We start from the raw sequence: 22,272 nt of genomic DNA, 5'->3' as shown, positions 1-22,272 counted from the left end.
CGAGAATAGATTAGTTAGAGTACAGAACAAAGGGGGATAAACTATGTATAATGAAGCATTAAAAAGTGCCTTATCAGGTAAAGGCTATCAAGACCTTCGTTATCAACAGCTAAGAACAACCACAATCAAAGTATCAAAAGGTAAGATTAAAGACGTAAGTGTAGTAAATAAAGCCGGTGGAAATTCCCGGGCCTTAATTGGCGGAGGATACGGAACATATTCATTTAATGACATCTCAGATGCAAAGACCGCCATGGAACAAAGCGCCTCCATAAGCAGCTTCATCCCAGGTAGCGTCAAATTAGCTCAGGTTCCAGTGACTTTAGATGAAATAATAGCGAACCCCTTGCTTGATCCACGAACAATAGATTTAGATGACAAAAAAAGCTTGTTACTGAGCTATGATCAAATCCTTTGCGGATTTGAAGATATCGTAAACACAGACGGGTCCTACTACGAAATAGTTTCTTATAAAACCTTTGTTAATAACGAAGGTAGTGTTATAACTCAAGAGCATATTATCTGTGGTATAAACTATAGGATAATTTCCATGAGAGATGGGGTAATCCAACAAACCCGTCTGTCCCTAGGTGGTACAGACTGTTATTCTGATTTATTGCATCAAGAACTAGTTGTACACAATAAAGCACAACAAACAGTAGATCTTCTTGAGGCTAAAACCTTAGAAGGTGGCGATTACGATGTTATTTTAGACCATGAAGTTGGCGGGCTATTTATCCATGAAGCATTTGGCCATTTAAGTGAGTCAGATAACCTATTGGATAATGAAGCTCTAAGGGAAACAATGACCCTAGGAACTGAGTTTGGTTCAGAAATACTAAATGTTATAGATGATCCAAGCCTTAAGGGGATTCCTGGTAGCTACACCTATGATGATGAAGGTGTCAGAGGTAAACAAACTTATCTAATTAAAAAAGGTAAATTAAGTGGCAGACTACACTCCCGTCAGTCAGCAGGACTGTTAGAAGAAGAACCTACAGGCCACTGTAGGGCAAAGGATTATAACTTTAAACCCATAGTTAGAATGGGTAATATATACATCGATAAAGGTCCCCATAAGTTCGAAGACATGATATCCTCCATGGAAAAAGGAATCTTACTTTTTGGCTCAGCTGGTGGCCAAACATCTGGGGAGATGTTTACCTTCGCAGTTCAAGGTGGATATCAGATTAAAGAAGGTAAAATTACCAACATGGTAAGGGATATAGCCCTAAGTGGCAACCTATTTACCACCATGAAGAACATTGAAATGATAGCTGACAGTGTAGAATACTCAAAGGCTGGTGGTTGTGGTAAAGCCGGTCAAATACTTGTAACATCTGGAAAAGGTTCTGCACCAATTAAAGTTAAAAAAATGTCCATAGGAGGTAAATAGTATGGGTAAAATCTTTGAATTAGCATCTAAGAATTTCCAAGAGGCTGAACTATATATAAAGTCAGAGAAAAAGTTATCTATTAGATTATCTGGTGATCAACCTAAGGGCGGAGATGGAAGTAGAATTACTGAGTATGCACTAAGGGCAGTTAAAAACAACAACATGGGAACTGCAGTAACTACAAGTGAAGAAGATATCTCAATTGTAGAAAGAGCAGAAATCTCCCTTGCTAACCAGACTACAGTTCCAGTGAAGTTTAGCAACAGCACTCCAGCTTCTGTGTGTTGTGAAGATAGTACCGTAAGTAACATGAAAAGCGAGGAACTTTTAGAGGAAGGGTTAAGAATTTCTAAACTTTTTGCAGAAGTTGCTCCCAATATAAAACCTGAGATATCTCTAACTGCTGTTACAAAAAACATAGCTATCCAAAATACTGCTGGGTTTAACGCAAATTATAATAAAACTCTATACAATGTTGGTGTTTCTACTAAATCCCCTAAGGGTTTTAACGAAGTTTATCATGTAAAAAACAGTAGCAGTTTCCAACCCATAACTGGTGAAGATGTGGAAAAACTGATCTCCATGCATAAAATAGCTCAAAACAGGGTCAAAGGTATCGGGGGTAAGCTCCCTGTAATATTCAGTGGCAAAGCCATGGGATCCTTAATCCTCAGGGTCTTAGCTGGTGTAAACTCTGATATAATTCTAAAGGGTATCTCACCTGTCAAGGATAAGATGGGTGAACAAGTATTTTCACAAAACATCACAATCCGCGATGATGGAACCTTTAAAGGTGGGTTAGGCACATGCGCCTTTGATGATGAAGGTACTCCAGGACAAAATACCCTTGTTTATGAAAATGGTGTTTTAAGAAGTTATCTTGCAGATATTTCTTCCGCTACAAAACTAGGTATCAACCCAACAGGTAATAGCTTTAAAAGAACCATGTTCTCTGAAGATATTGAAGACCACCCCTCAGTAGAAGCAAGCAATATAATAGTTGAGGGCTTAACCGTAGCAGATGATGAGTTATTTAAAGAAGTCAAACGTGGAATCTTCGTTGAATCTGTCATGGGTGCCCATACAGGAAATATCAATGCTGGTGACTACTCATTAAATGTGTCTAGTGGATACTTAATAGAGGATGGGAAGCTAGTTGGGAAAGTACAAGATACCATGGTTGCAGGAAACATATACGAAGACTTCAAAAACGTTGTATCAATGGGTACTGAGCTACAGCCACTGATGGCAATCTTTTTTTCACTAGGGTATTCACCTAATGTGTTGTTTAAGGACATTAGTGTGGTTGTGGAATAAAGAAAATACTGTGGAGCTATTGGCTATACACAGATAACTATTAGCCTGCAAGAAAAAACCTAATCTTGGTTTTTTTCTTGTAGGCATCTTTTTTAAATTTCTTACTTAAGCCACTTTACATGAGGAGTAAAGTGCTTTATAATATGAATTTGTGAAATAAAATGAAGCTAGCAACAAAATACTTTTGTATTACCCCTGTTACTTTTCGGTAAAAAGTGGTATTATAGTACTGAATTTGTTGTGGGAAAAGGAGGTAAATATGAAAATTAAACCTTACAAAAAACTTGAACTTTATGGTTTTAACAATCTAACCAAAACCCTTAGTTTTAACATGTACGACATCTGCTATGCCAAAACACCTGAGGACCGAGCTAACTATATAGAGTATATAGATGAGCAGTACAATGCAGATAGATTAACAGCTATTTTAACAAATGTAGCACATATTATTGGTGCGAACATTTTAAATATAGCAAAGCAAGATTATGAACCCCAAGGAGCATCAGTTACAATACTTGTTTCTGAAGAAGGTGAATTTAACAGTCAGGTTACCACCGCAGGCGAAGCTACAAGCGAAACCCCAGGCCCTTCTTTAGGCAGTGTAGCAGCTCATTTAGATAAAAGCCATATAACAGTTCATACTTACCCTGAAAGTCACCCTGACGAAGGTATTAGTACCTTTAGGGCTGACATCGACGTGTCAACATGTGGGCATATCTCTCCACTAAAAGCTCTAAATGCTCTAATTCAATCCTTTGATTCTGATATTATGACAGTGGATTACAGAGTTAGAGGTTTTACAAGGGACGTTAATGGCAAGAAACTTTTTATAGACCACAAAATTAACTCTATTCAAAACTATATCGATGGTGAAACCCGCAATCGTTATCAAATGATAGATGTAAACGTATATCAAGAAAATATTTTCCACACTAAAATGATTCTAAAAGAGTTTGATTTAGATAACTACCTATTTGGTATATCTAAAGCTGACCTATCTCAAAACGAGAAGCGTAAAATAAAAACAAAACTAAAAAAAGAAATGAACGAAATCTTCTATGGAAGAAATATCATAAAAGTTTAATGAATATGAAAGAGGTATCACGGATTTCCGTGATACCTCTTTTTTAATAAACAGCTGAATAGATTGGTGAAAATTGCATGAGATTCCAAGTGGATCTCAACTGAAAAAACGGAAAATATACTTTTTCATTGGTTTCTTTGTCTATACCAGTTAACACCTGCAGAACATCCCTTTCTTCGAAGTAATAAACATATTTATTACAGCTACCCATAAAATCTGAAGGCATTTGTAGCTCAAAAACTAGGCTGTTATCAGAAATGTTCCTCACCCTATAGTATTGAACTATTTCCTTTTCTCCACTTTCCTTTACAATTTCCTCCCAAGGAATAACGGTATATGTTTGGTCGTCAAACCTATAAATGTAATTATAATCTCCGTAATGATTTTCTAGATATTTGAACTTCACATCCCTCAGGGCCATGGGAGTTCTCTCTTTTGTTTCTAGATTAAAAATAAATTCTTCATTACTGTTATCATAAGCACCATAGTGAAATGTTTTAGCGTCTACCCAAGAGACACTTGCCTCTTCTTCAAATTCCATAACTAAATTAAACTTAGAGTCTAAGATACCAGGGTTTCCATAGATATTAGCGTGAAAATAACTCCCGTCATGACTTGATGAGTGAATAATACTATATTCATAGTCTTCAGGGTCCTCGCCCATTAATAAATTAACTTTATACCTCCTGCTGTCATTTTGAAAAACCATGTAGCCATCTTTGCTTATTTGGAAAAGATGATGCCAGTTTTGATCCCTACTACTCATTACATATGTTCCGTTATTTACCACATCTATAATATCTTGGTACCCATCTATAAAGCTATATTTCTCTTTATTATTCATATCTTTAATAGCTTCTTCCCTATGGTTTTCAAAGATAGATTTCCTCAAGGAGTAGAAAAAATTAAACTGCAGATTGTTTTTAAAGAAGTTTTGTTGTAAAAATATATCCCTATGATTTTGGTCTAAAATATTCATTATAATGCCACTTATGGCAAATGTTACTTCTCTCTCAATTTCCTTAGGAAGAACAAATTTATCTAGTTTCTCAAAATGTTTATCCAGATCAAACTCTTTATCTAGTAACATATTTTCATCTGCAATAGTTGCAGCTAAAAGCTCATAATAAGCATCTAATAAATCATCAGGTAATTGAGTGTAAATATCCAAAAGGGATTCCAAATCTTTTACAGCATAGTAATAAAAAAGATCCACTACATCAATATCATCTCTAGCTCCCTTTATTTCTTTAGCTCTTATCACTGGTGCTGGATCAGCCCCCCTCCATAGAGCTAAGTAGCTCATTGCTACAATATCTTGGACCTCTGCCCTGGTAAACTCTATACCGCCCATTTTATCAATTCTCAATAGGTAGAGCTGTAGTTTTTCACCCATTACATCAACTAAGTATTGCACCCCTGCTCTTTCCTCTTTTTTAATTAGACTATCTAGCTTACGGAAAAACAAGTCTTCATTTCCTAGGTAATATTCGCTCTGCATCTTTGCAACATATTTCCATGAACTGATATCATGACTCTCCTTGTCAAGGATCTCATAAACTTCCTCATACTTCTCACCCCGAAGCATAGTCTTGATTTTTCTTTGTTCCCAACTTTCTTCCATGTTGGGATAACCGATAAATAACCCTAAAGCTACAATAAAGACAATAATCCCCGCCAGTGTTTTTTTATTCATACAACCGTCTCCCTTTTTAAAAGCTCAAAAATCCTGTAGTTTTCTTACAAGTCACTAGTAACTTACTGTGTTCCCCATAACATTTCGGTTGGTAAGTAAGATGTATTAATCCAACTCCAATGATCATTGATTAGATAAAATTTATGAGAAGTTCTTTGGTGGGTGTCTTTGTTTATAGATGTTAAAACCAGTAAATTTCCTTGTTCTTCTAAGCCAAAGATGTAATTATCGTTACTTCCAATAAAAATTACGGGAAGTTCCATTTCGTAAACCACACTATTATCGTGTATATTCCTAACACGGTAATGTCTTTTCATGGGATTCGTCAAAAACTCCTTCAGATTCTCATGAACCTCAAGTTCAATAACAGTATAAGTTTCTTCATCAATACGATAAAGTTCAACACCAGCTGTGTAGTTATCTATTTTAGGAAATTCAAGTTGTTCTACATCCACTTTCTCTTCTTCTCCCATTGGAATGTTATATAGTGTACGCCTATACTCTTCATACACCTCAGTGTCATTGAGCCACTTGAAAGACAGCATGTCTATTGCTTCTATACTCTTAGCTATTTTTAGTTCAGAATCCAATATCAAGTAGTTTACTTTTGAAGCATCCCAAGTAAATAATATATAATAATTTCTTGAGTTGCTAGGCGTCCCCCATCTTTCATAAGGATAGACTTCTGACTCTTCATCATCATATATATTGTTCATGAAGTATTGCCCAGAAAATTCATATACCAATATTCCTTCTTTTGTTATATCCAATATACCTTCCATATAAGTACTGGTGTTTATAATTTCAATTTCTCTTTCATATCCATCAATGTCTTGATAATTAGTATTTTCATTTAAATCCCTCAATGCTTCTTGTCTAGTATCTTCAGACCCTAATCTCCTTAATGACCAGTAGTAATTAATATAAATGTTATTTTTTATAAATGGATGTTCTAAAATACTTTTATTAACACGATCCCTAGCCACATACCAACTTAAATCAAATGCTAATCTTTTAGTTATTTCTTCTGATATATCCAAGGAAGACAGATAATCTAGTCTGTCCTTTTCGTTTTTCAAGTTTTCATCTACTTCCACAGATTCAGGACCGTGCATAATGTATTCTATCAATCTATCATAAAAATAAACTCTCATGTCTACCCAAATATCATCGTAAGATTCTATCATTGTCTCAATATCGTTATTAACGTACAAATAAGCTATATCTACATTATCTAGGTATCCCTTTTCACTTCCATATTCTACTGCCTTCTCCAGTTTTGAGTAATCATTTGTCCCAACCCACTGGTAATAATAACTTTGGGATAGGGCACTAAGTAATACATCATCATTGAAGTTTATTCCACCCATTTGGTCAATGAGAGCTAAATAGTCTATTAAAAAAACACCAAATTCATCTACTAAAAGTTGTACATTTCCTTTTACATCCTTTTCAATCAAAGCCTCTAACTTTTTATTAAACATCATTATTTCATCAAGATAAAATTCAGCTCGCATCAATGCTAAATACTCCCAAGATTCCAATGGATGACTAACTTGATTTAATTCATCGTAAACCTCTTGATACTTCTCTTGGCTCAATAATGTTTCAATACGATTACTTTCCCTATTATGTTTAAACTGTGGATGACTTATAAAAATTCCAACCACCACTATAAACACAACTATCCCCACTAACCTCTTTTTATCCATATAAACCCCTCCCTATTAATTCTGCACTTGAAATAAATTAATCTGATTTCTACATAACTTAAAATCCTCTATCCAGATAAAATGGCGTTGCCCTTGTTTGTGCATAAAATGGAAAGTTGGTTTTCTCTAATGTTTCTTTGTTTACTGCAACAAGGACATAAAATATATCTTCAACAGATTCAGCTCCGTATATATACTCTTCACAACTTCCTAAAATACTGAAATTATATTCAACCCCATAAATCGAAGAATCATCTTCAATATTACGTATGGCATAATAAAAGGAGTTTCTATTTTCCGAATTGATGTACGGGCTCTCAATATAATCAGCATATGAATCCATATTCCACAGTTGTTGTATAGTCGTGTATACCTCCTCTCCCGCAGACCATATTTGTCTAAAAGTGGATAGTTCCCGAATGCCAAATTTTATGTCCACAATGTCATCAAAATAGATTTCTGTTACTCCAGTATTTAGATTATGTTTTTTGAAGTCACTTCCTGACTCAGTATATATAAAGCTTTCATCATCTATCCATTGCAGGAATTGGCGGGGCTCCATCTCTTTTACCAAGTTAAATTTATTGTCATATATTAGTGTTCTGCGTTTTGTATGTAGCTGTTCTAAGTGAATGTAACTTCTGTTAAAGCTAATAGAATACTTCTGTATACCAACAGGCAAATTCCCTTCCTCTTCACTGAATAGATCAAAGTATTTATTACCTCCTTGTTCCTGGTAGTACCATAAAACTCCACCATTTGTAACATATTCAAAGGATTCTACTTTTGTATAATTATCAACTATATCAATTAACCTGTCTCTCAAAGGAAAGTCATCAAATTCTTTATTTTCCTTTATGTCCCCTATATCCACTTGAGGATTATCAGAGTCAATCAGTGAGTAAATCTTATTGTAATAATCAAAGTAGATGTTTTCCGTGAATATTTCATGTTCAAAGATATATTTAATACTTTCATTGTAATGACTGTTATAAATACTAGCTGCCGATTTACCAAAAACATGCTGAGCTTCATTTGGCAACTGTAATCCAGCTATATTATGAAAATGTTCAATTAGCTCCTCAGAGCCAGAACTCTCACTTATAGGATGTAGTAGTAACATATTCACTAGAATTTTATAATAACTGTCTAAAAGTTCTACTGGTATATCACTGTAATATGCTAAAAACTCCTCAATGTCGCCTTTATTCTCTAGATGAATCAAGTAAGTAAGGTCTATTTCTTTTTTGTCACCTCTTAATTCCATAGCCTTATCTGTGCTACCTTCAAATGCATAAAGTTTTATCAGTTCTTCTCTTACTTTCTCTGTATACTCTATCTCATCTACTGACTTATCAATTGTGAGTAATAGGGATCCTAGGCCTGTACCTAGTTCATCAACCAATTCTTGAAGTAACTCCACCTTATTTGCATCAATCAATCTATTGATTTTTACGCCAGCCTCACTGAACAATCCCAGTTGAATTTCTGTTTTTACGAGGTACATGTATTCAAAGTTATATACCTCTAAATCAGCATTACGTAATTGATAGTGTACAGCTTCATATTGACCAGAATTAAATAGAGCTTTTATGTTTTTTTCGTGGTTATATAAATTTAGTTTAGGATAGCCTATATAGGCTCCTATAAGTAGAAAAAAAATAATGACCCCTGCGGTTTTCTTTTTATCCACTAACCGTCCCCCCTTAACAAAATTCATACTATATATATAGACGAACTACTTCCAAAAAAGTTACAAATTAGTTATTTAATTTTAAATTCGACTAAGGGTCTTTATATCCTTTTATAAAATAACTTTTACTAAGGTTGTAAATAATGATAATATAGTAGTCGTGAGAAAAATTGGCATTGTTTTTTCCCCATAATAAAAATATAAGTATTAAACTTCGGAGTTGATAAAATAATGAATAATGAATTTTTACCTATAACTAGATTAGATATGCAAAACCGCAATTGGGATACTTTAGATTTTGTCATCATAAGTGGTGATGCATATGTTGACCATCCTTCCTTTGGAACTGCCATAATAGGAAGAGTCCTTGAAAGTAAAGGCTTCAAAGTGGGAATCATACCTCAGCCAGATTGGAACAATATTGAAGATTTCCGCAAATTAGGAAAGCCAGATATCGCTTTTTTAGTAACAAGTGGTAACATAGATTCCATGGTTAACCACTACACTGTTGCAAAAAAACGTCGTAAAACAGATCAGTATTCCCCTGGTGGTAAGGGCAATCTTCGCCCAGACCGTGCAACAACTGTTTACTCACAAAAAGCAAGAGAAGCCTACAATGATGTTCCTATAATCATTGGTGGTGTTGAAGGCAGCCTTAGGCGTTTATCCCATTATGACTATTGGGATGACAAGGTCAGAAGGTCTATATTATTAGATTCAAAAGCTGATTTACTTGTATACGGCATGGCGGAAACACAAATAATCGAGATAGCAGAGGCCTTGCAAAGTGGATTGCCCATGGACCAAATTACATTTATCAAAGGTACTGCTTACCGTAGTTCTGATATCTCCCATGTTGTAGACTTTGTTATGTTACCTTCCTATGAAAAGATTTCAAAGTCTAAAGAAGATTACTGTAAACATTTCATGATTCAACATAAAAACACAGATAGCATAACAGCGAAACCTCTAGTTGAACCATATGAAAAAAGCAAAACCTATGTTGTACAAAATACCCCTGCAGATCCCCTAGACACTTCAACCCTTGACTGGGTATATTCCCTACCATATACAAAACAATTTCACCCCATCTATGAAAAAGACGGTGGTATACCAGCCCTTACAGAGGTAAAGTTTAGCCTTGTAAGTAGTAGGGGTTGTTTCGGAGGATGTAGTTTTTGTGCTCTCAACTTCCATCAAGGTCGAGCAATTCAGCCCAGAAGCAGTCAGTCCATTGTAAATGAAGCAAAACAAATGGTTTGGGAGCCCGATTTCAAAGGCTATATACACGATGTGGGTGGTCCAACTGCAAACTTTAGACAAAAGGCTTGTGAAAAACAGATTAAGCATGGAGTGTGTTCAAACAAACAGTGCCTTTTCCCAAACCCCTGCAAAAATCTAAATATAGATCATACGGAGTATCTAGATCTTCTTAGGGAGCTTCGAACACTTCCAAACGTAAAAAAAGTTTTTGTACGCTCAGGTATTAGATATGATTATCTGGTCCATGATCAAAATCAAGAATTTTTCAAGGAACTATGTGAACATCACGTTTCTGGCCAATTAAAAGTTGCTCCAGAACACATTTCTCCAAGGGTTCTTGAAAAAATGGGTAAACCTGGCCGCGATGTCTATGAAAAGTTCGTAAATAAGTATGAAAGAATAAATAACAAGGTAGGTAAAAATCAATTTCTAGTCCCTTACCTAATGTCATCACATCCTGGCTCAGATCTACACGCCGCCATAGAGTTAGCTGAATACTTAAGGGATATCGGTCATAATCCAGAACAGGTTCAAGATTTTTATCCCACCCCTGGGACACTGTCCACTTGCATGTACTATACCGAAATGGACCCAAGGACCATGGAAAGGGTTTATGTGCCGAAAACTGCCCATGAGAAAGCCATGCAAAGGGCCTTAATGCAATACAGAGACCCTAACAACTATGAATTAGTGTATGAAGCTTTAACTAAAGCAAAGAGAAAAGACCTTATAGGCTTTGATAAAAAATGTCTAATAAGACCAAGGGCAAACCGCTCAAGCTTTACTCCCAAGCCCAAGCCAAAGCCAACAGGCAAATCCGATGATAAGAAACCTTCTGGCAGACCAAAGGATAAAAGGGGCAAAGGCAAAGGAAGTGGCCCAAGCCCAAGCCCAAGCCCAGTAGCAAAAAATAAAAGACAACCCAATAAGAAAAGCAGATAGAAAAATCCGTAAGTTGTATAAAACAACTTACGGATTTTTTCTAACATACAGTTTCAATAATCTTTAGTTTATTCTTTTCCATCATTACTTCTAAAATCTCACGGTCCGTTTCCACCATTCCAGGTGTACCTATACGCCCTAGATTCTTGATGGTTTGTTCCACAGAATCAGTAACTATTCCGTTGTCTGGTGTGGCTATAACATCATCAAGGGCCAACAGTGCAGATTTTAGTGCAACGGCCGCAGCTGTTGAAAGCTTAAATGCACATCCTGTTTTAGCACCGTCACAAATCACCCCAGTAACATCGGCAACCATGTTTTTAATGGTTCCTCCCATTTGTAAGTAATTGCCACCAAGTATCCACACAATAGCAACACTGGCCCCCGTTGCAGCTGCAACTGCACATCCGCATAGAGCTGACAGATTACCAGTAAAACTCTTAATATACACTGTCACTAAGTGACTAATAGCCAAAGCCCTTGCCAATTTCTCCTCAGATACTTCCTTCATTTCTGCAACTGCCACAACTGGCAAAATAGCAGTTAAACCGTGGTTCCCACTACCTGCACTACTCATTACAGGCATCTGATAGCCGGACATTCTCGCATCGGAGCCTGCAGCTGTTAACAGCACAGTTCTCTGAAAAATATCATCAGCTAGTATACCTTTTTTTATATTCTGTAAAATACTTGCACCTACACCCATCCCTAGTCCTTCCTCTAACCCCACTTTAGCGATGGCCTTATTCATTTTTGCACCTTCAAGCAAAAATTCAATATCCTCATAGGGTATTTCTTCAATTGATTTAATTATTTCTGTAATTGATGTCTTTTGCAATTGTTTTATATACCCTTTTTCTGTTTCTCCATCTAGTTTATTCTCGAATATAACTTTACCATTTACTTCTATGCAACAGATATCCTCATGCCTATTTTTTATCTTGCATTTTCCTACGCCTTCTTCGGTTATAACTTCCACATCTATATATAAGTTTCCGTTATCACAGTTAATATCCACTTCTATATTACCTTTTTCAGTCAGAGCAATGGCCTGTTTTACTTTATCTGGAGTTATATTTGCTAAAACTTCTAGTTTTAAACTTGGATTACCAGCTATAGCTCCTAATGCAGCAGCTATTTCCAGTCCTACTTTGTTAACCCCTGGTATCCCAACAGCCATACCATTTTTATAAATGTTCGGGCTGACATCAATTTTAATACTTTTAATTTGCCCTTTTACCTTGCTTTTTGCAGTAGCTGCAGCAAGGGCTACGGCTATGGGCTCAGTACATCCCAGTGCTGGTATTACTTCTTTTTTCAGTATGTATACAAGATCCAATGGCTTTTTCATCTCCACTACACTCCTTTAGTAGTTTATTTAACTAAACAAAAAGGGCTACATAAAAGTAGCCCCTTTACCCAATTTTCTGTGCTATGTTATTTGTTCTATTGATATCAGAAATTATGGCTTCTGTTTTTGTTATAATCCTTGTACCCCCAACATTCATAACATTTTCAAGATACATCTTCTCAATTAGATTAGTCTTTTTACTTATATATATTGTAATAGCCCCTTCTTCAATATCGTAAGGTTCTATTTCTTCGTCTAGTATACTCATTCCTATTAAACTATTAATTGTTGAATCCCCTGTTATAACAAAATAATTAGAAGTTTCTTCAATTACAAGATTGGTAAATGCTTCGAAGTTATGAAAAGAACCGATAATTATAGATTTTTTCAGGCTTTCTGAATCATCTAGTTCGTTCATAGAAAGGGATGTTTTTTCAAATTTTCCTTGGTTGTTTAAGCTCATAGTAAAAATATCATCTAATACTGAGAGCTCTATCATTTTCTGACCTTCTAAAAGTGAGCTGAAGAACAAAGATTTTTCTCTCATGTTCTGTAGTAAAAGTACTTCAGTCTTTTGCTGAATGTTATCTACTTCTTGAATCAGTGTCATTTCAGCTCGGTAACTATTTACCTCATTTAAATTTTCTATCTGCTCTTTAAGCATAGCCTCGGGATCTAATTGATTGCCATTAGTACTGCAACCAACCACCATAAATAAAGCAAGTAAGAAAGAAAACTTACCTAACCTTCTACTCATAATGACTCCCCACTCCCCCCAGAGTTTTATACTCAATATTTTTATCATTATAATATATTCTACTTTTTTAGAAAATAACCTTTATTATAATATTACATTTACATTAAATCGGGGAAAGGTGGAATTGAATAATGAATTAGTAATCTTGATTTTCAGGTCTTATAAGCAACCATATTATTAGATTAAGTGGAAATGCTACAAAGAAAAATAGAAGCATAACTAAACAACCAGATTTACCTCTCTTTTCCGCGTCATTATACCCCCAAAATAAAAACGCAATATGTGGGATCAAAAAAAACATAATAAAAAGAAAAACTATTCCATTTCCCATAGTTAAACCTCCTTCATAAGTGTTCATAATAATTATATTCTTTATAAGAGCGAAATTACCTTTTTTTTATTAACAACCCAAGGCTCTCAAAATCTGCACATCCCAGGCGCAAAAATAACCCAACACCGTTGAGGGTATACCTCGGTGGTGTTAGGTTATTGAAGTAGCAAAGTGAGATTATGGCACTTAAGTATCTTATAGCTTAGTATCGTCGATAGAGTCCAACCAACCTTCTATATCATCAATTACCCATTTGACACAACCATCTTCAAATGGCGATTTTAAGTTAGCAAGCTTAACTAAGTCCACGAAGGATTTACTTCCACCTGCTTTACATAGTATCAAGTAGTCACTCCATGCTTCTTCTCTATTGTCATTGGACTTTTTCCAGAACTGGAATGCACATATTTGAGCTAGGGTGTAGTCAATATAGTAAAATGGTGACCCAAAAATGTGACCTTGCTGGTACCAGAATCCCCCACGCTCTAAGTAGTCATTTCCATCATAGTTTCTGTGTGGAAGGTATTTTTTCTCAATTGTTCTCCATGCTTGCTTACGCTCAGCTGGAGTTAGTTCAGGGTTGTCATAAATAAAGTGCTGGAACTCATCTACTGTTACACCATATGGAATGAATATAAGGGCTTCACTTAGGTGAGAAAACTTGTACTTATCTGTATCCTCTTTAAAGAAAAGCTCCATCCACGGCCAAGTGAAGAACTCCATACTCATAGAGTGAATTTCGCAAGCTTCAAGGGTGGGGAACCCATACTCAGGTACTTGGTATCCCCTACTTTCATAAACTTGGAATGCATGGCCTGCTTCATGTGTTAACACATCAATATCGTCAGCGGTACCATTGAAGTTAGAAAATATAAATGGAGATTTATACTCACTTATATAAGTACAATATCCTCCAGGACCCTTTCCTTTTTTGCTAACAAGATCCATAAGTTCATTTTCAACCATAAAAGTGAAAAACTCATGTGTCTGAGGCGACAGCTCTTGGTACATTCTTTTACCGTTATTTAGTATCCATTCTGGATCCCCCTTTGGTGTTGGGTTGCCAGTTTTAAAGCTAAATCTTTCATCGTAGTATTTCAACTTATCTACACCGATACGCTTAGCTTGGCGTTCCTTTAGCTTACTTGCAACAGGTACGATGTACTCTTCCACCTGTTTACGGAAGTTTGCCACCATCTCAGAGTTATAATCAGTTCTGTTTAACCTAGCGTAAGCTAATTCAACAAAATTATCATATCCTAGCTCTTTTGCAATTTTATGACGCAATTTTACTAACTTGTCATAGATTTCGTCAAACTTGCTTTCATTTTCTGTAAAGAAGTTATATCTCGCTTCATTGGCCCTCTTTCTCATGTCCCTATCAGTGGATTGTTGGAAAGGAACTAACTGAGCAAGGTTTAGCTCTTCACCTTCAAAATTGATTTTAGCTGAAGCAAGGAGTTTTTGATATTCTGTGGTTAGCTTATTTTCTTGCTGAAGATCCCCGATAATTTCAGGTTTGAAGGTTTTAAGTGTCAGCTCAGCGATACCAAATAATTGTTTACCCCATTTCCCTTCTAGCTCATTACGGAATTTAGAGTTTATAAGCGCTGCATAATATTCAGTGACCATACCTTGATATAGGGGGCCTACCTCATCAAAGAAATTCTGTTCTTCCTTATAATATTCATCGGTTGTATCGATACTGTGTCTTACGGAAACTATCTGCCCCATGGTCTCAACTTCACTTCTCAGTTTATTGATTTTTTCCATTATGACATCTTGTTCCTCAAAATTACTTGCTCCGTTGAACTGTTCTAGCAATCCCTTAAAACTTTCCTCAACATCTTGGATATTTGGTCTTTGATACGTAAATTCACTAAACTTCATGTTATATCCCTCCTGACAAAGCATTATATAGCTTATTTCTCCATATTGCCTTAAATACCTTCAATTTATTTATTAACTCCATATTAAACTTTTTAGGATGTGTCACAAGGTCTAAGAATACTAAAAAGCAAGCGCTCAAGGCGCTTGCTAGCTGTTAATGATTCTCTTTATCCTCTCCATCAATTCCCCTTCCCTTTCACTGTATGGAGCTTCTCCATTTATCTTTGTTATGGCAGGAGAATCTAGAAACTCCTGGAGTGTTTTAAAGATATCCTTTAAATAATCCATAGCTTCACCGTTAGCCTGTAGATAATATTTCTGATGATAAAACTCAGCAAGGTAGAAGTTAGTAAAGGGAACTATATCCGTAATTATCTCTATGTTTTTTTCCTGTTCAAATGCATCTCTAGTGGCAATTGCAGTATCTTTTTGGATATCATCGTGGTAAAAAATAACAGACATATACTGTCTCGAAAAGGCCTGTCGTGTGGGATTGTGGAATGAAAAAAAGTTCTTTAGAAGTTCTTCATAGGAAATCATACTAGGGTCAAACTCTACCTGCAAAGTTTCCGTATGATCCCCTAAATCCTCATATGTCGGATTTTCTTTCTTACCTCCACCATAACCTACCTTTGTTCTCACTACTCCCTCTAAACGCCCAAACTGAGCGTCTGGCCCCCAAAATCAGCCTAATCCAAAAGTTGCTATTTTAAGTTTTTCCATAATCACTCACTCCTTTTTATTTATACTTACCAAAATACTTAACCCATAAACTATTTCTCAAAAAATTCCTTTTACATCTTTACTAAAAAATGCTACTATAAACAGTACTGATTAAAAACAAGCACTTTGTAACACAAATTTAATATATTAGTTTGAAGGTTTTTTCACAACCAACTAGAATATAACTAGTTGGAAATTAAATACAATAAGAAAGAAGGAATTACCGTGGGAGCACTATATGAATTACTGCATCATTTTGTTTTGGATTTAACCAAAGTGCTTATTGTAGTATTAGAACTAATGGGAGCCTTAGTTATAGTTTATGTGGGTATTGTAGCACTATATAAATTTTTCTGCTTAAAGTTTACTAAAAGTTCTACAGAAGTTAGAATACGCTTAGGCCGTGGTATTGCCATGGGACTTCAGTTTTATCTAGCAGCTGAGATATTCCGTTTGATTACCATAAGGGAATACAAAGATTTAGCTATAGTAGGAGTAATTATTGTTCTACATGTTATTATTTCAGTGCTAATAAGTTGGGAAGTACATCACAGTATCAAAATGGTTAAAGAAGAAGAAGAACTTGATAGCAAAACAGGTCTTGTTAACACCCATAACCCATCACTTAACGAAACACAAAATATGTAACATCCCTCAAAAAGGAAAGCCATTGGCTTTCCTTTTCTTGTTTTGCTACCATCCCCATTTTTTCCCCTTTACATCACCTTGATACATTATATTCTCGTTACTACTGTACCTACCCTCTTGCTGCCCTTTGTTAAAGTCCTTCCATTCCTTATGTTTCAAATCTTCCTTAGTTAGCTTTTTTTTAGTATCCTTTTTTTTATCCAATTGCACTCACCTTCTGTTTTGTTGTTCTATTTAAGTTTATGATATCGTGTATACAGATGAAAGTCAAAGTTTCATAAGACAGAGGTTTAGGTAGTTGAGTATTTAAGTTTTTTTCCCCGTTGCAGGAAATTATTGTACTTTGTTAGAATAAGTATCTCTATATAGAATTTTAAATGTAAAGGTAGGTAATAAAAATGATAATGAAGTTTATTAAAAGTCAACTAATCGAAGTTATTGAATGGACTGACAATACCACTGACACCATGGTTTATAGATTCCCTGTAAAGGGTAACGAAATAAAGATGGGTGCTCAGCTCACTGTTAGGGAATCTCAAGTTGCAGTCTTTGTTAACGAAGGACAAATCGCCGATGTATTTGAGCCAGGCAGGTACCAGTTATCCACTGAGAACATGCCAGTTTTAACTAAGCTTAAAGCATGGAAGTACGGCTTCAATTCTCCTTTTAAGGCCGAGGTTTATTTTGTGAATACTAAGCAATTCACCAATCAAAAGTGGGGAACATCTAATCCCATAATGATGCGAGATACAGAGTTTGGTATGATAAGGCTTAGAGCTTTTGGTATTTTTGCCTTTAGAGTCAATGATGCATCCACTTTCCTTAAGGAGATATTTGGGACAAATAGAGTTTTTGATACTGAAAGTATAGTTGGACAGCTTAAACGTTCCTTAGTGTCTGGAATAACAGATCTTATAGGGGAAAGCAAAATCCCTGCCTTGGATTTAGCCATGCACTATAACGAGCTAGGTGAAGCTGCCACAGACGCTTTACAACCACGTTTTTCAAATCTTGGATTACAGTTGGTTTCACTATTTATTGAAAATATTTCTTTACCTGAAGAGGTAGAAAAAGTAATGGATAAGAGAACATCAATGGGTGTCCTTGGCAATATGCAACAATATACTCAATACCAGGCAGCTGAAGCAATACGTGATGCTGCTCAAAACGAAGGTGGGGGATTAGCTGGAGCAGGTGTGGGACTAGGTGCCGGAGCTGGCCTTGGTCAGGTGATGGCCCAAGCCATGTCACAAAATATGCAAGTTGGAAACAACCAAAGTCAAAGCCAACCTTCTAAACCTCAAGCTGATACTACAACTTGCTCAAAATGTAACTCTCAAGTACCAAGGGAAGCCAAATTTTGCAGCTCCTGTGGAAATACCATGGTGTCACCAAAAACATCATGTGTAAGTTGTGGTCATGAACTAACAGAAGGAGCCAAATTCTGCTCTGATTGTGGAAGTGCCCAGGAGCTTAAATGTAGCGGCTGTGGTAAAGATTTAAAACCCAATACAAAATTCTGCCCCGAGTGCGGAACTAAGGCCTAAGGGGTGAATCAATGGAAAACACAGCAGTAAGAACAGCTACGGACAGGTTTCCCTGTCCATCCTGTGGAGCCAATATAAAATTTAAACCCAGTGAGCAATCAATGGTTTGTCCTTATTGTGACAACAAAATTGATATCGAAAAGGAAATGGAAGATATTAAAGAGCATTGCTTTCGCTCTGCCCTAGAAAATGCCACCCCAGATTGGGGAACAGAAAAGAAGGTTATTCACTGTGATAGTTGTGGAGCTGACACAGTATTAGACTCCAACATAGCCTCTCAGTTTTGTCCCTTTTGCGGATCATCCCATATTATACAAGATAACAAATGCTCTTCTGGCATCGCACCTGAAACCCTCATTCCTTTTAGGGTTGGAAAAAAGGACGCTGAAAAAAGCTTTTTAAAATGGATTAAAAAACGTCATTTTGCTCCTAATGCATTGAAACACCAATATATATCCCACCGCCTTGAAGGGGTCTATGTACCCTATTGGACCTATGACTCACAAACGTTCTCTAGCTACACAGCCCAGGCAGGAACCTATTACTATGTAACAGAGACCCACTGGGTTACTAGAGATGGCAAGCAACAACAGGTCACTCGACAGGTTCGAAAGACTCGCTGGAGGCATACCAGCGGTAACTACAGTAGTTTTTTTGATGATGTACTAATAAATGGTTCTTCCCATGTAAATCATAAAATAATTAACAAGGTACAGCCTTTTAACCTAAAGGAGTTAGTACACTATAAACCAGAGTTTTTATCAGGCTTCATAACTGAAAAGTACAGTATTGGTCTTAAGGAAGGTTGGAGTGCAGCTAGGGAGGAAATTGACTCTTCCATCAGGTCAGGGGTTACCAACCAAATTGCTGCAGATGAGGTTAGGGCGTTAAGTATAAAAACTCAGTACAATGACATAACATTTAAACATCTACTACTGCCAGTTTGGATATCCTCTTATACCTATAAAGGCAAACTATATCAGTTTATGGTAAATGGTCAGTCAGGTAGAGTCGAGGGCGAAGCCCCTATAAGCCCATGGAAAGTTGTTGGAGCCATAGGTGGTGTTGTAGGCTTTGTGGCACTGATTGTATTTTTAATAAATATATTTAGCTAAGTTACTCCAAAATCATTTAAATCCTCCAGCTCAAATTCGAACTGGAGGATTTTCTTATAACATGATACTACTACCAACCATTACTAATGTACTGCGTCTAGTACAAAAGTAAAGTAAAGGAGTATTGAACCAGCAGCTATTGCAAAAAAACTATAAATCCAATAATAAAACCTCTGTTCTTCAGACACCACCGACTCATCCACATCCCTGAACATCCTAAGAAATAAATATCTTATTCTCCCAGGATACTTAAGTGAATAAAACCCTTGGGCAATAGTAAATAGAAATAACGCTCTAACAAACCACATCCAAAAACCCAATAAAATCTCCCCCCTACTGTTATACTCTTTCTTTTATCATAACAATAATAATTTACTTTTTCAATAAAATGATTGAAAATTTGAAATAAGGTTTTCCTAGTCTATCTATAAAAGCTATGATTTCCTATTTTTCCATGAAAAGTCCTTGTATTAGGAATGGTAAAGTCTGTTGCTATTTCTTCGTTTAAGAAAAATAAAGTATTTCCTGGTACAGCTTGGTACCCATTAACTGCTTGGTGTACTGCTTTTTTCACAGATGAATCGATGCCTTTAACCCTTTGTAAAGAACCGTCCCATGTTGGGTTAAACTGACCTTCTTGATATACAACCTCCCTCACATTGTCTGGATACCAAGGGGATTTAACCCGGTTTAAAATAACATTCACCACTGCAATTTGTCCTAATAGTGGCTCCCCCTTTGCCTCTGCCATAACGATTTTTTCAAGTAGAGCTATTTCTGCAATTGAAAGACCATTTACCAGTGGTTCCTTTTGGTAATCATGCTCTAAAGCAAAAAAAGTCTCTAGTGTTCTAGGGTCAATTTCCACATCTGAAAAATCTACTTTCATTTCTATTTTTGGACTAAAATTTGGCCTCCAACCCATGGCTGTTATGTAACTTACTGATGAAGATACAAAAACAACTAAGGATAATAGGATACCTAAAAAAAGCTTTTTATTTATAGTTATCATTTAATCTCTCCTTTGAAATGCAGGTACTATTCTTTCTCAAACAAAAAAGAAGAATTAAAAGTACTTAATTCTTCTTAAAGTCTAATTTATATATTTGCTCTAATATTTTATCATTTTGGGGATTTTTGTCAAGTTTTTCTTAAATATCCTTATGTTGATCTAATATTTTCATAAATACACTTACTAAATAAGGATCAAACTGCTTTCCAGAATCAGATAAAATTCTCCTCTTTGCCTCTTCTTTATCAAGGGCTTTTCGATATGGCCTATCAGAGGTCATTGCATCATATGAATCTGCTATTGAAACAATTCTTGCAGCTAGGGGAATGGCCTCCCCCTTCAATTTACCAGGATAAGCTGCGAAATTCCCATCTTTTTTTCCGTCATATCTTTCATGATGGTATAGAACAATCTGCCTTATATACTGATAATCCTCCAAATGACTTAGAATATTGTCACCTATCTTTGGATGCTCTTTTATCATCGAATACTCTTCATCCGTGAGCTTTCCTGGTTTTTTTAAAATTTCATCTGGGATACCTACCTTCCCCACATCATGGATTAAAGCACCTAAATAAAGTTGAAATAATATATCCTTGTCCAACCCGATTTTATCTCCAATTACATTACTTATTTCAGCAACTCTCTGACTATGACCACCTGTATATATATCCTTAAATTCAATGGCTTTTCCAAATGCCTGGGCGGTATTTAAAGTAAAGTTGGTAAGCTTGTCATTCTGATCTTTTAGCTCTTTTGTTTTTTGGTTTACATTATAACGAAGTATCTCATTATAACTGAACAAAAGACATCCTATTGTTAAAGAAACAAAGGATAAGAGCAAAATGCTTAGCCACATCTTACTATTTCCAGTGTCCCTAGCCATGGTCAGACCAAACCACTTTAAATCTAAAGAATCTAATTTACCTTCATTTCTAAGTTGTAAAAGGGCTTTATTTAAAATTCTTGTGAGGCGTATATAATCCTTATTCACAGCTATAGCATAATCACCAGAAGTATTTTGAAGGGAGATTACCCTATAGAATGTAGAATCTGGGTTGTTGTTATCTCGGATGGTAAAAGTAGCTTCTGTAGATTTATTGAGATAATAAGTTGCAACCTGGTGGTTCTCTATCCACGCATCTGCCAAACCTTTATTTAAGTAATCCAAGGCAACTAAAGGTGATGGAACAGTTATTATATTTGTATTTACATCATCTAAAACTCTAACTGTATTTGAACCTTCTTGCACAACAACTCTTTTTCCTTCTAATCCTTCTATACCACTTATATCATGGGGGGTTATTATGGAGAAAGAAGTCAATAAGTAAGGGTCTGTAAAATCATATTCTTCTTTGCGATCTGCAGTTATCCTCATTCCAGTAAGTATATGGGCATCACCCTTTAGCAAAGTTTCCTGTGCTTCTACCCACAGGGTTGGCTTATAAACAATCTCAATACCCAACACTTCTGAAAAAGCTTCCACTAAGTCTTTTTCATACCCTTCAGGTTGTCCATTTTCCACAAAACCAAAGGGAGGATAAGCCTCGTCTCCAACAGCAACTATTGTTCCTAGGTTCTTTAAATAAGCCTTGTCTGTTGAAGTAAGGTTAGATCGCATTTGCGGAAAAACCAACGGCAGTGCAAGCATTATAATTATTATAACTATAGAAATGTAAAAAATAAGAATCCCCTTGTTCCTCTTCCTCAATTTCCTTCCTCCCAAAGATCAATTTGATTAAGAAAAAAATAACTTATCCTTTTCCCTCTGCTATTTTATCATCATGTCAATTT

The 22,272-nt window shown here is 35.9% G+C and carries 18 protein-coding genes and 1 pseudogene; 7 read left to right on the top strand and 12 right to left on the bottom strand.

Annotation, left to right across the window (positions count from 1 at the left end):
• Nucleotides 1-43: 43 nt before the first annotated feature.
• The 3 genes from HYG86_RS15330 to speD all read left to right on the top strand — a co-directional run bounded on the left by HYG86_RS15330 (nt 44) and on the right by speD (nt 3,798).
• A complete protein-coding gene (locus HYG86_RS15330) occupies nt 44-1,396 on the top strand; it encodes a TldD/PmbA family protein (protein ID WP_213166441.1) in 1,353 nt (450 codons plus the stop codon).
• 1 nt (nt 1,397) lies between these two features.
• Nucleotides 1,398-2,714, top strand: coding sequence for a TldD/PmbA family protein (locus tag HYG86_RS15325; RefSeq protein WP_213166440.1), 1,317 nt, complete (start codon nt 1,398-1,400; stop codon nt 2,712-2,714).
• Between the two features lie 259 nt (nt 2,715-2,973).
• On the top strand, nt 2,974-3,798 hold the full coding sequence (gene speD / locus HYG86_RS15320) for an adenosylmethionine decarboxylase (RefSeq protein ID WP_213166439.1): 825 nt from the start codon (nt 2,974-2,976) through the stop codon (nt 3,796-3,798).
• Nucleotides 3,799-3,841: 43 nt separating this feature from the next.
• On the opposite strand, the gene HYG86_RS15315 is transcribed toward speD, so the two are convergent.
• The 3 genes from HYG86_RS15315 to HYG86_RS15305 form a co-directional block, all read right to left on the bottom strand.
• Entirely contained in the window at nt 3,842-5,494 is a 1,653-nt protein-coding gene (locus tag HYG86_RS15315) for a hypothetical protein (protein ID WP_213166438.1), read from the bottom strand.
• A gap of 62 nt (nt 5,495-5,556) precedes the next feature.
• Entirely contained in the window at nt 5,557-7,206 is a 1,650-nt protein-coding gene (locus HYG86_RS15310) for a hypothetical protein (RefSeq protein ID WP_213166437.1), read from the bottom strand.
• 58 nt (nt 7,207-7,264) lie between these two features.
• Entirely contained in the window at nt 7,265-8,899 is a 1,635-nt protein-coding gene (locus tag HYG86_RS15305) for a hypothetical protein (RefSeq protein ID WP_213166436.1), read from the bottom strand.
• A gap of 231 nt (nt 8,900-9,130) precedes the next feature.
• On the opposite strand from HYG86_RS15305, the gene HYG86_RS15300 reads away from it, so the two are divergent.
• Nucleotides 9,131-11,104, top strand: a complete 1,974-nt coding sequence (locus HYG86_RS15300; RefSeq protein ID WP_213166435.1) for a YgiQ family radical SAM protein — start codon at nt 9,131-9,133, stop codon at nt 11,102-11,104.
• Between the two features lie 40 nt (nt 11,105-11,144).
• On the opposite strand, the gene HYG86_RS15295 is transcribed toward HYG86_RS15300, so the two are convergent.
• From HYG86_RS15295 to HYG86_RS15275, 5 genes and pseudogenes are all read right to left on the bottom strand, one after another.
• Entirely contained in the window at nt 11,145-12,455 is a 1,311-nt protein-coding gene (locus tag HYG86_RS15295; protein ID WP_213166434.1) for an L-cysteine desulfidase family protein, read from the bottom strand.
• A gap of 64 nt (nt 12,456-12,519) precedes the next feature.
• Nucleotides 12,520-13,212: a hypothetical protein gene (locus tag HYG86_RS15290; RefSeq protein ID WP_213166433.1), complete on the bottom strand. Its 693-nt coding sequence runs from the start codon at nt 13,210-13,212 to the stop codon at nt 12,520-12,522.
• Nucleotides 13,213-13,348: 136 nt separating this feature from the next.
• On the bottom strand, nt 13,349-13,543 hold the full coding sequence (locus HYG86_RS15285; protein ID WP_213166432.1) for a hypothetical protein: 195 nt from the start codon (nt 13,541-13,543) through the stop codon (nt 13,349-13,351).
• A 195-nt stretch (nt 13,544-13,738) separates the two neighbouring features.
• Nucleotides 13,739-15,433, bottom strand: a complete 1,695-nt coding sequence (locus HYG86_RS15280; RefSeq protein WP_213166431.1) for a M3 family oligoendopeptidase — start codon at nt 15,431-15,433, stop codon at nt 13,739-13,741.
• A 147-nt stretch (nt 15,434-15,580) separates the two neighbouring features.
• Nucleotides 15,581-16,105 (bottom strand): annotated as a pseudogene (locus tag HYG86_RS15275) (peptide-methionine (S)-S-oxide reductase MsrA); the annotation flags it as partial.
• Between the two features lie 240 nt (nt 16,106-16,345).
• On the opposite strand from HYG86_RS15275, the gene HYG86_RS15270 reads away from it, so the two are divergent.
• Nucleotides 16,346-16,804: a DUF1622 domain-containing protein gene (locus tag HYG86_RS15270; protein WP_213166429.1), complete on the top strand. Its 459-nt coding sequence runs from the start codon at nt 16,346-16,348 to the stop codon at nt 16,802-16,804.
• A 45-nt stretch (nt 16,805-16,849) separates the two neighbouring features.
• Here HYG86_RS15270 and HYG86_RS15265 read toward each other — a convergent pair whose 3' ends face one another.
• Nucleotides 16,850-17,008 (bottom strand): hypothetical protein, encoded by a 159-nt coding sequence (locus tag HYG86_RS15265; RefSeq protein ID WP_213166428.1) that lies wholly within the window; start codon nt 17,006-17,008, stop codon nt 16,850-16,852.
• 200 nt (nt 17,009-17,208) lie between these two features.
• On the opposite strand from HYG86_RS15265, the gene HYG86_RS15260 reads away from it, so the two are divergent.
• Together HYG86_RS15260 and HYG86_RS15255 are read left to right on the top strand one after the other, a co-directional pair.
• Nucleotides 17,209-18,351: an SPFH domain-containing protein gene (locus HYG86_RS15260; RefSeq protein WP_246451821.1), complete on the top strand. Its 1,143-nt coding sequence runs from the start codon at nt 17,209-17,211 to the stop codon at nt 18,349-18,351.
• 11 nt (nt 18,352-18,362) lie between these two features.
• A complete protein-coding gene (locus HYG86_RS15255) occupies nt 18,363-19,466 on the top strand; it encodes a zinc ribbon domain-containing protein (protein WP_213166426.1) in 1,104 nt (367 codons plus the stop codon).
• Nucleotides 19,467-19,549: 83 nt separating this feature from the next.
• Here HYG86_RS15255 and HYG86_RS15250 read toward each other — a convergent pair whose 3' ends face one another.
• The 3 genes from HYG86_RS15250 to HYG86_RS15240 form a co-directional block, all read right to left on the bottom strand.
• A complete protein-coding gene (locus HYG86_RS15250) occupies nt 19,550-19,786 on the bottom strand; it encodes a hypothetical protein (protein ID WP_213166425.1) in 237 nt (78 codons plus the stop codon).
• Nucleotides 19,787-19,887: 101 nt separating this feature from the next.
• Entirely contained in the window at nt 19,888-20,478 is a 591-nt protein-coding gene (locus HYG86_RS15245) for a cell wall hydrolase (protein WP_213166424.1), read from the bottom strand.
• A gap of 139 nt (nt 20,479-20,617) precedes the next feature.
• A complete protein-coding gene (locus HYG86_RS15240; RefSeq protein WP_213166423.1) occupies nt 20,618-22,189 on the bottom strand; it encodes an HD domain-containing phosphohydrolase in 1,572 nt (523 codons plus the stop codon).
• Nucleotides 22,190-22,272: the final 83 nt, after the last annotated feature.

Source organism: Alkalicella caledoniensis (genome assembly GCF_014467015.1).
GTDB classification, from domain to species: Bacteria; Bacillota; Proteinivoracia; order Proteinivoracales; family Proteinivoracaceae; genus Alkalicella; species Alkalicella caledoniensis.
Note: the sequence above shows the minus strand (reverse complement) of the source record. Positions and strands in the feature narration are given on the sequence as shown.

What these genes read in the sequence shown, in the direction of transcription:
- HYG86_RS15310 (WP_213166437.1), bottom strand. Translation starts at nt 7,206, where the DNA reads ATGGATAAAAAGAGGTTAGTGGGGATAGTTGTGTTTATAGTGGTGGTT.
- HYG86_RS15290 (WP_213166433.1), bottom strand. Translation starts at nt 13,212, where the DNA reads ATGAGTAGAAGGTTAGGTAAGTTTTCTTTCTTACTTGCTTTATTTATG.
- HYG86_RS15245 (WP_213166424.1), bottom strand. Translation starts at nt 20,478, where the DNA reads ATGATAACTATAAATAAAAAGCTTTTTTTAGGTATCCTATTATCCTTA.
- HYG86_RS15280 (WP_213166431.1), bottom strand. Translation starts at nt 15,433, where the DNA reads ATGAAGTTTAGTGAATTTACGTATCAAAGACCAAATATCCAAGATGTT.
- HYG86_RS15325 (WP_213166440.1), top strand. Translation starts at nt 1,398, where the DNA reads ATGGGTAAAATCTTTGAATTAGCATCTAAGAATTTCCAAGAGGCTGAA.
- HYG86_RS15295 (WP_213166434.1), bottom strand. Translation starts at nt 12,455, where the DNA reads ATGAAAAAGCCATTGGATCTTGTATACATACTGAAAAAAGAAGTAATA.
- HYG86_RS15300 (WP_213166435.1), top strand. Translation starts at nt 9,131, where the DNA reads ATGAATAATGAATTTTTACCTATAACTAGATTAGATATGCAAAACCGC.
- HYG86_RS15285 (WP_213166432.1), bottom strand. Translation starts at nt 13,543, where the DNA reads ATGGGAAATGGAATAGTTTTTCTTTTTATTATGTTTTTTTTGATCCCA.
- HYG86_RS15255 (WP_213166426.1), top strand. Translation starts at nt 18,363, where the DNA reads ATGGAAAACACAGCAGTAAGAACAGCTACGGACAGGTTTCCCTGTCCA.
- HYG86_RS15260 (WP_246451821.1), top strand. Translation starts at nt 17,209, where the DNA reads ATGAAGTTTATTAAAAGTCAACTAATCGAAGTTATTGAATGGACTGAC.
- HYG86_RS15315 (WP_213166438.1), bottom strand. Translation starts at nt 5,494, where the DNA reads ATGAATAAAAAAACACTGGCGGGGATTATTGTCTTTATTGTAGCTTTA.
- speD (WP_213166439.1), top strand. Translation starts at nt 2,974, where the DNA reads ATGAAAATTAAACCTTACAAAAAACTTGAACTTTATGGTTTTAACAAT.
- HYG86_RS15330 (WP_213166441.1), top strand. Translation starts at nt 44, where the DNA reads ATGTATAATGAAGCATTAAAAAGTGCCTTATCAGGTAAAGGCTATCAA.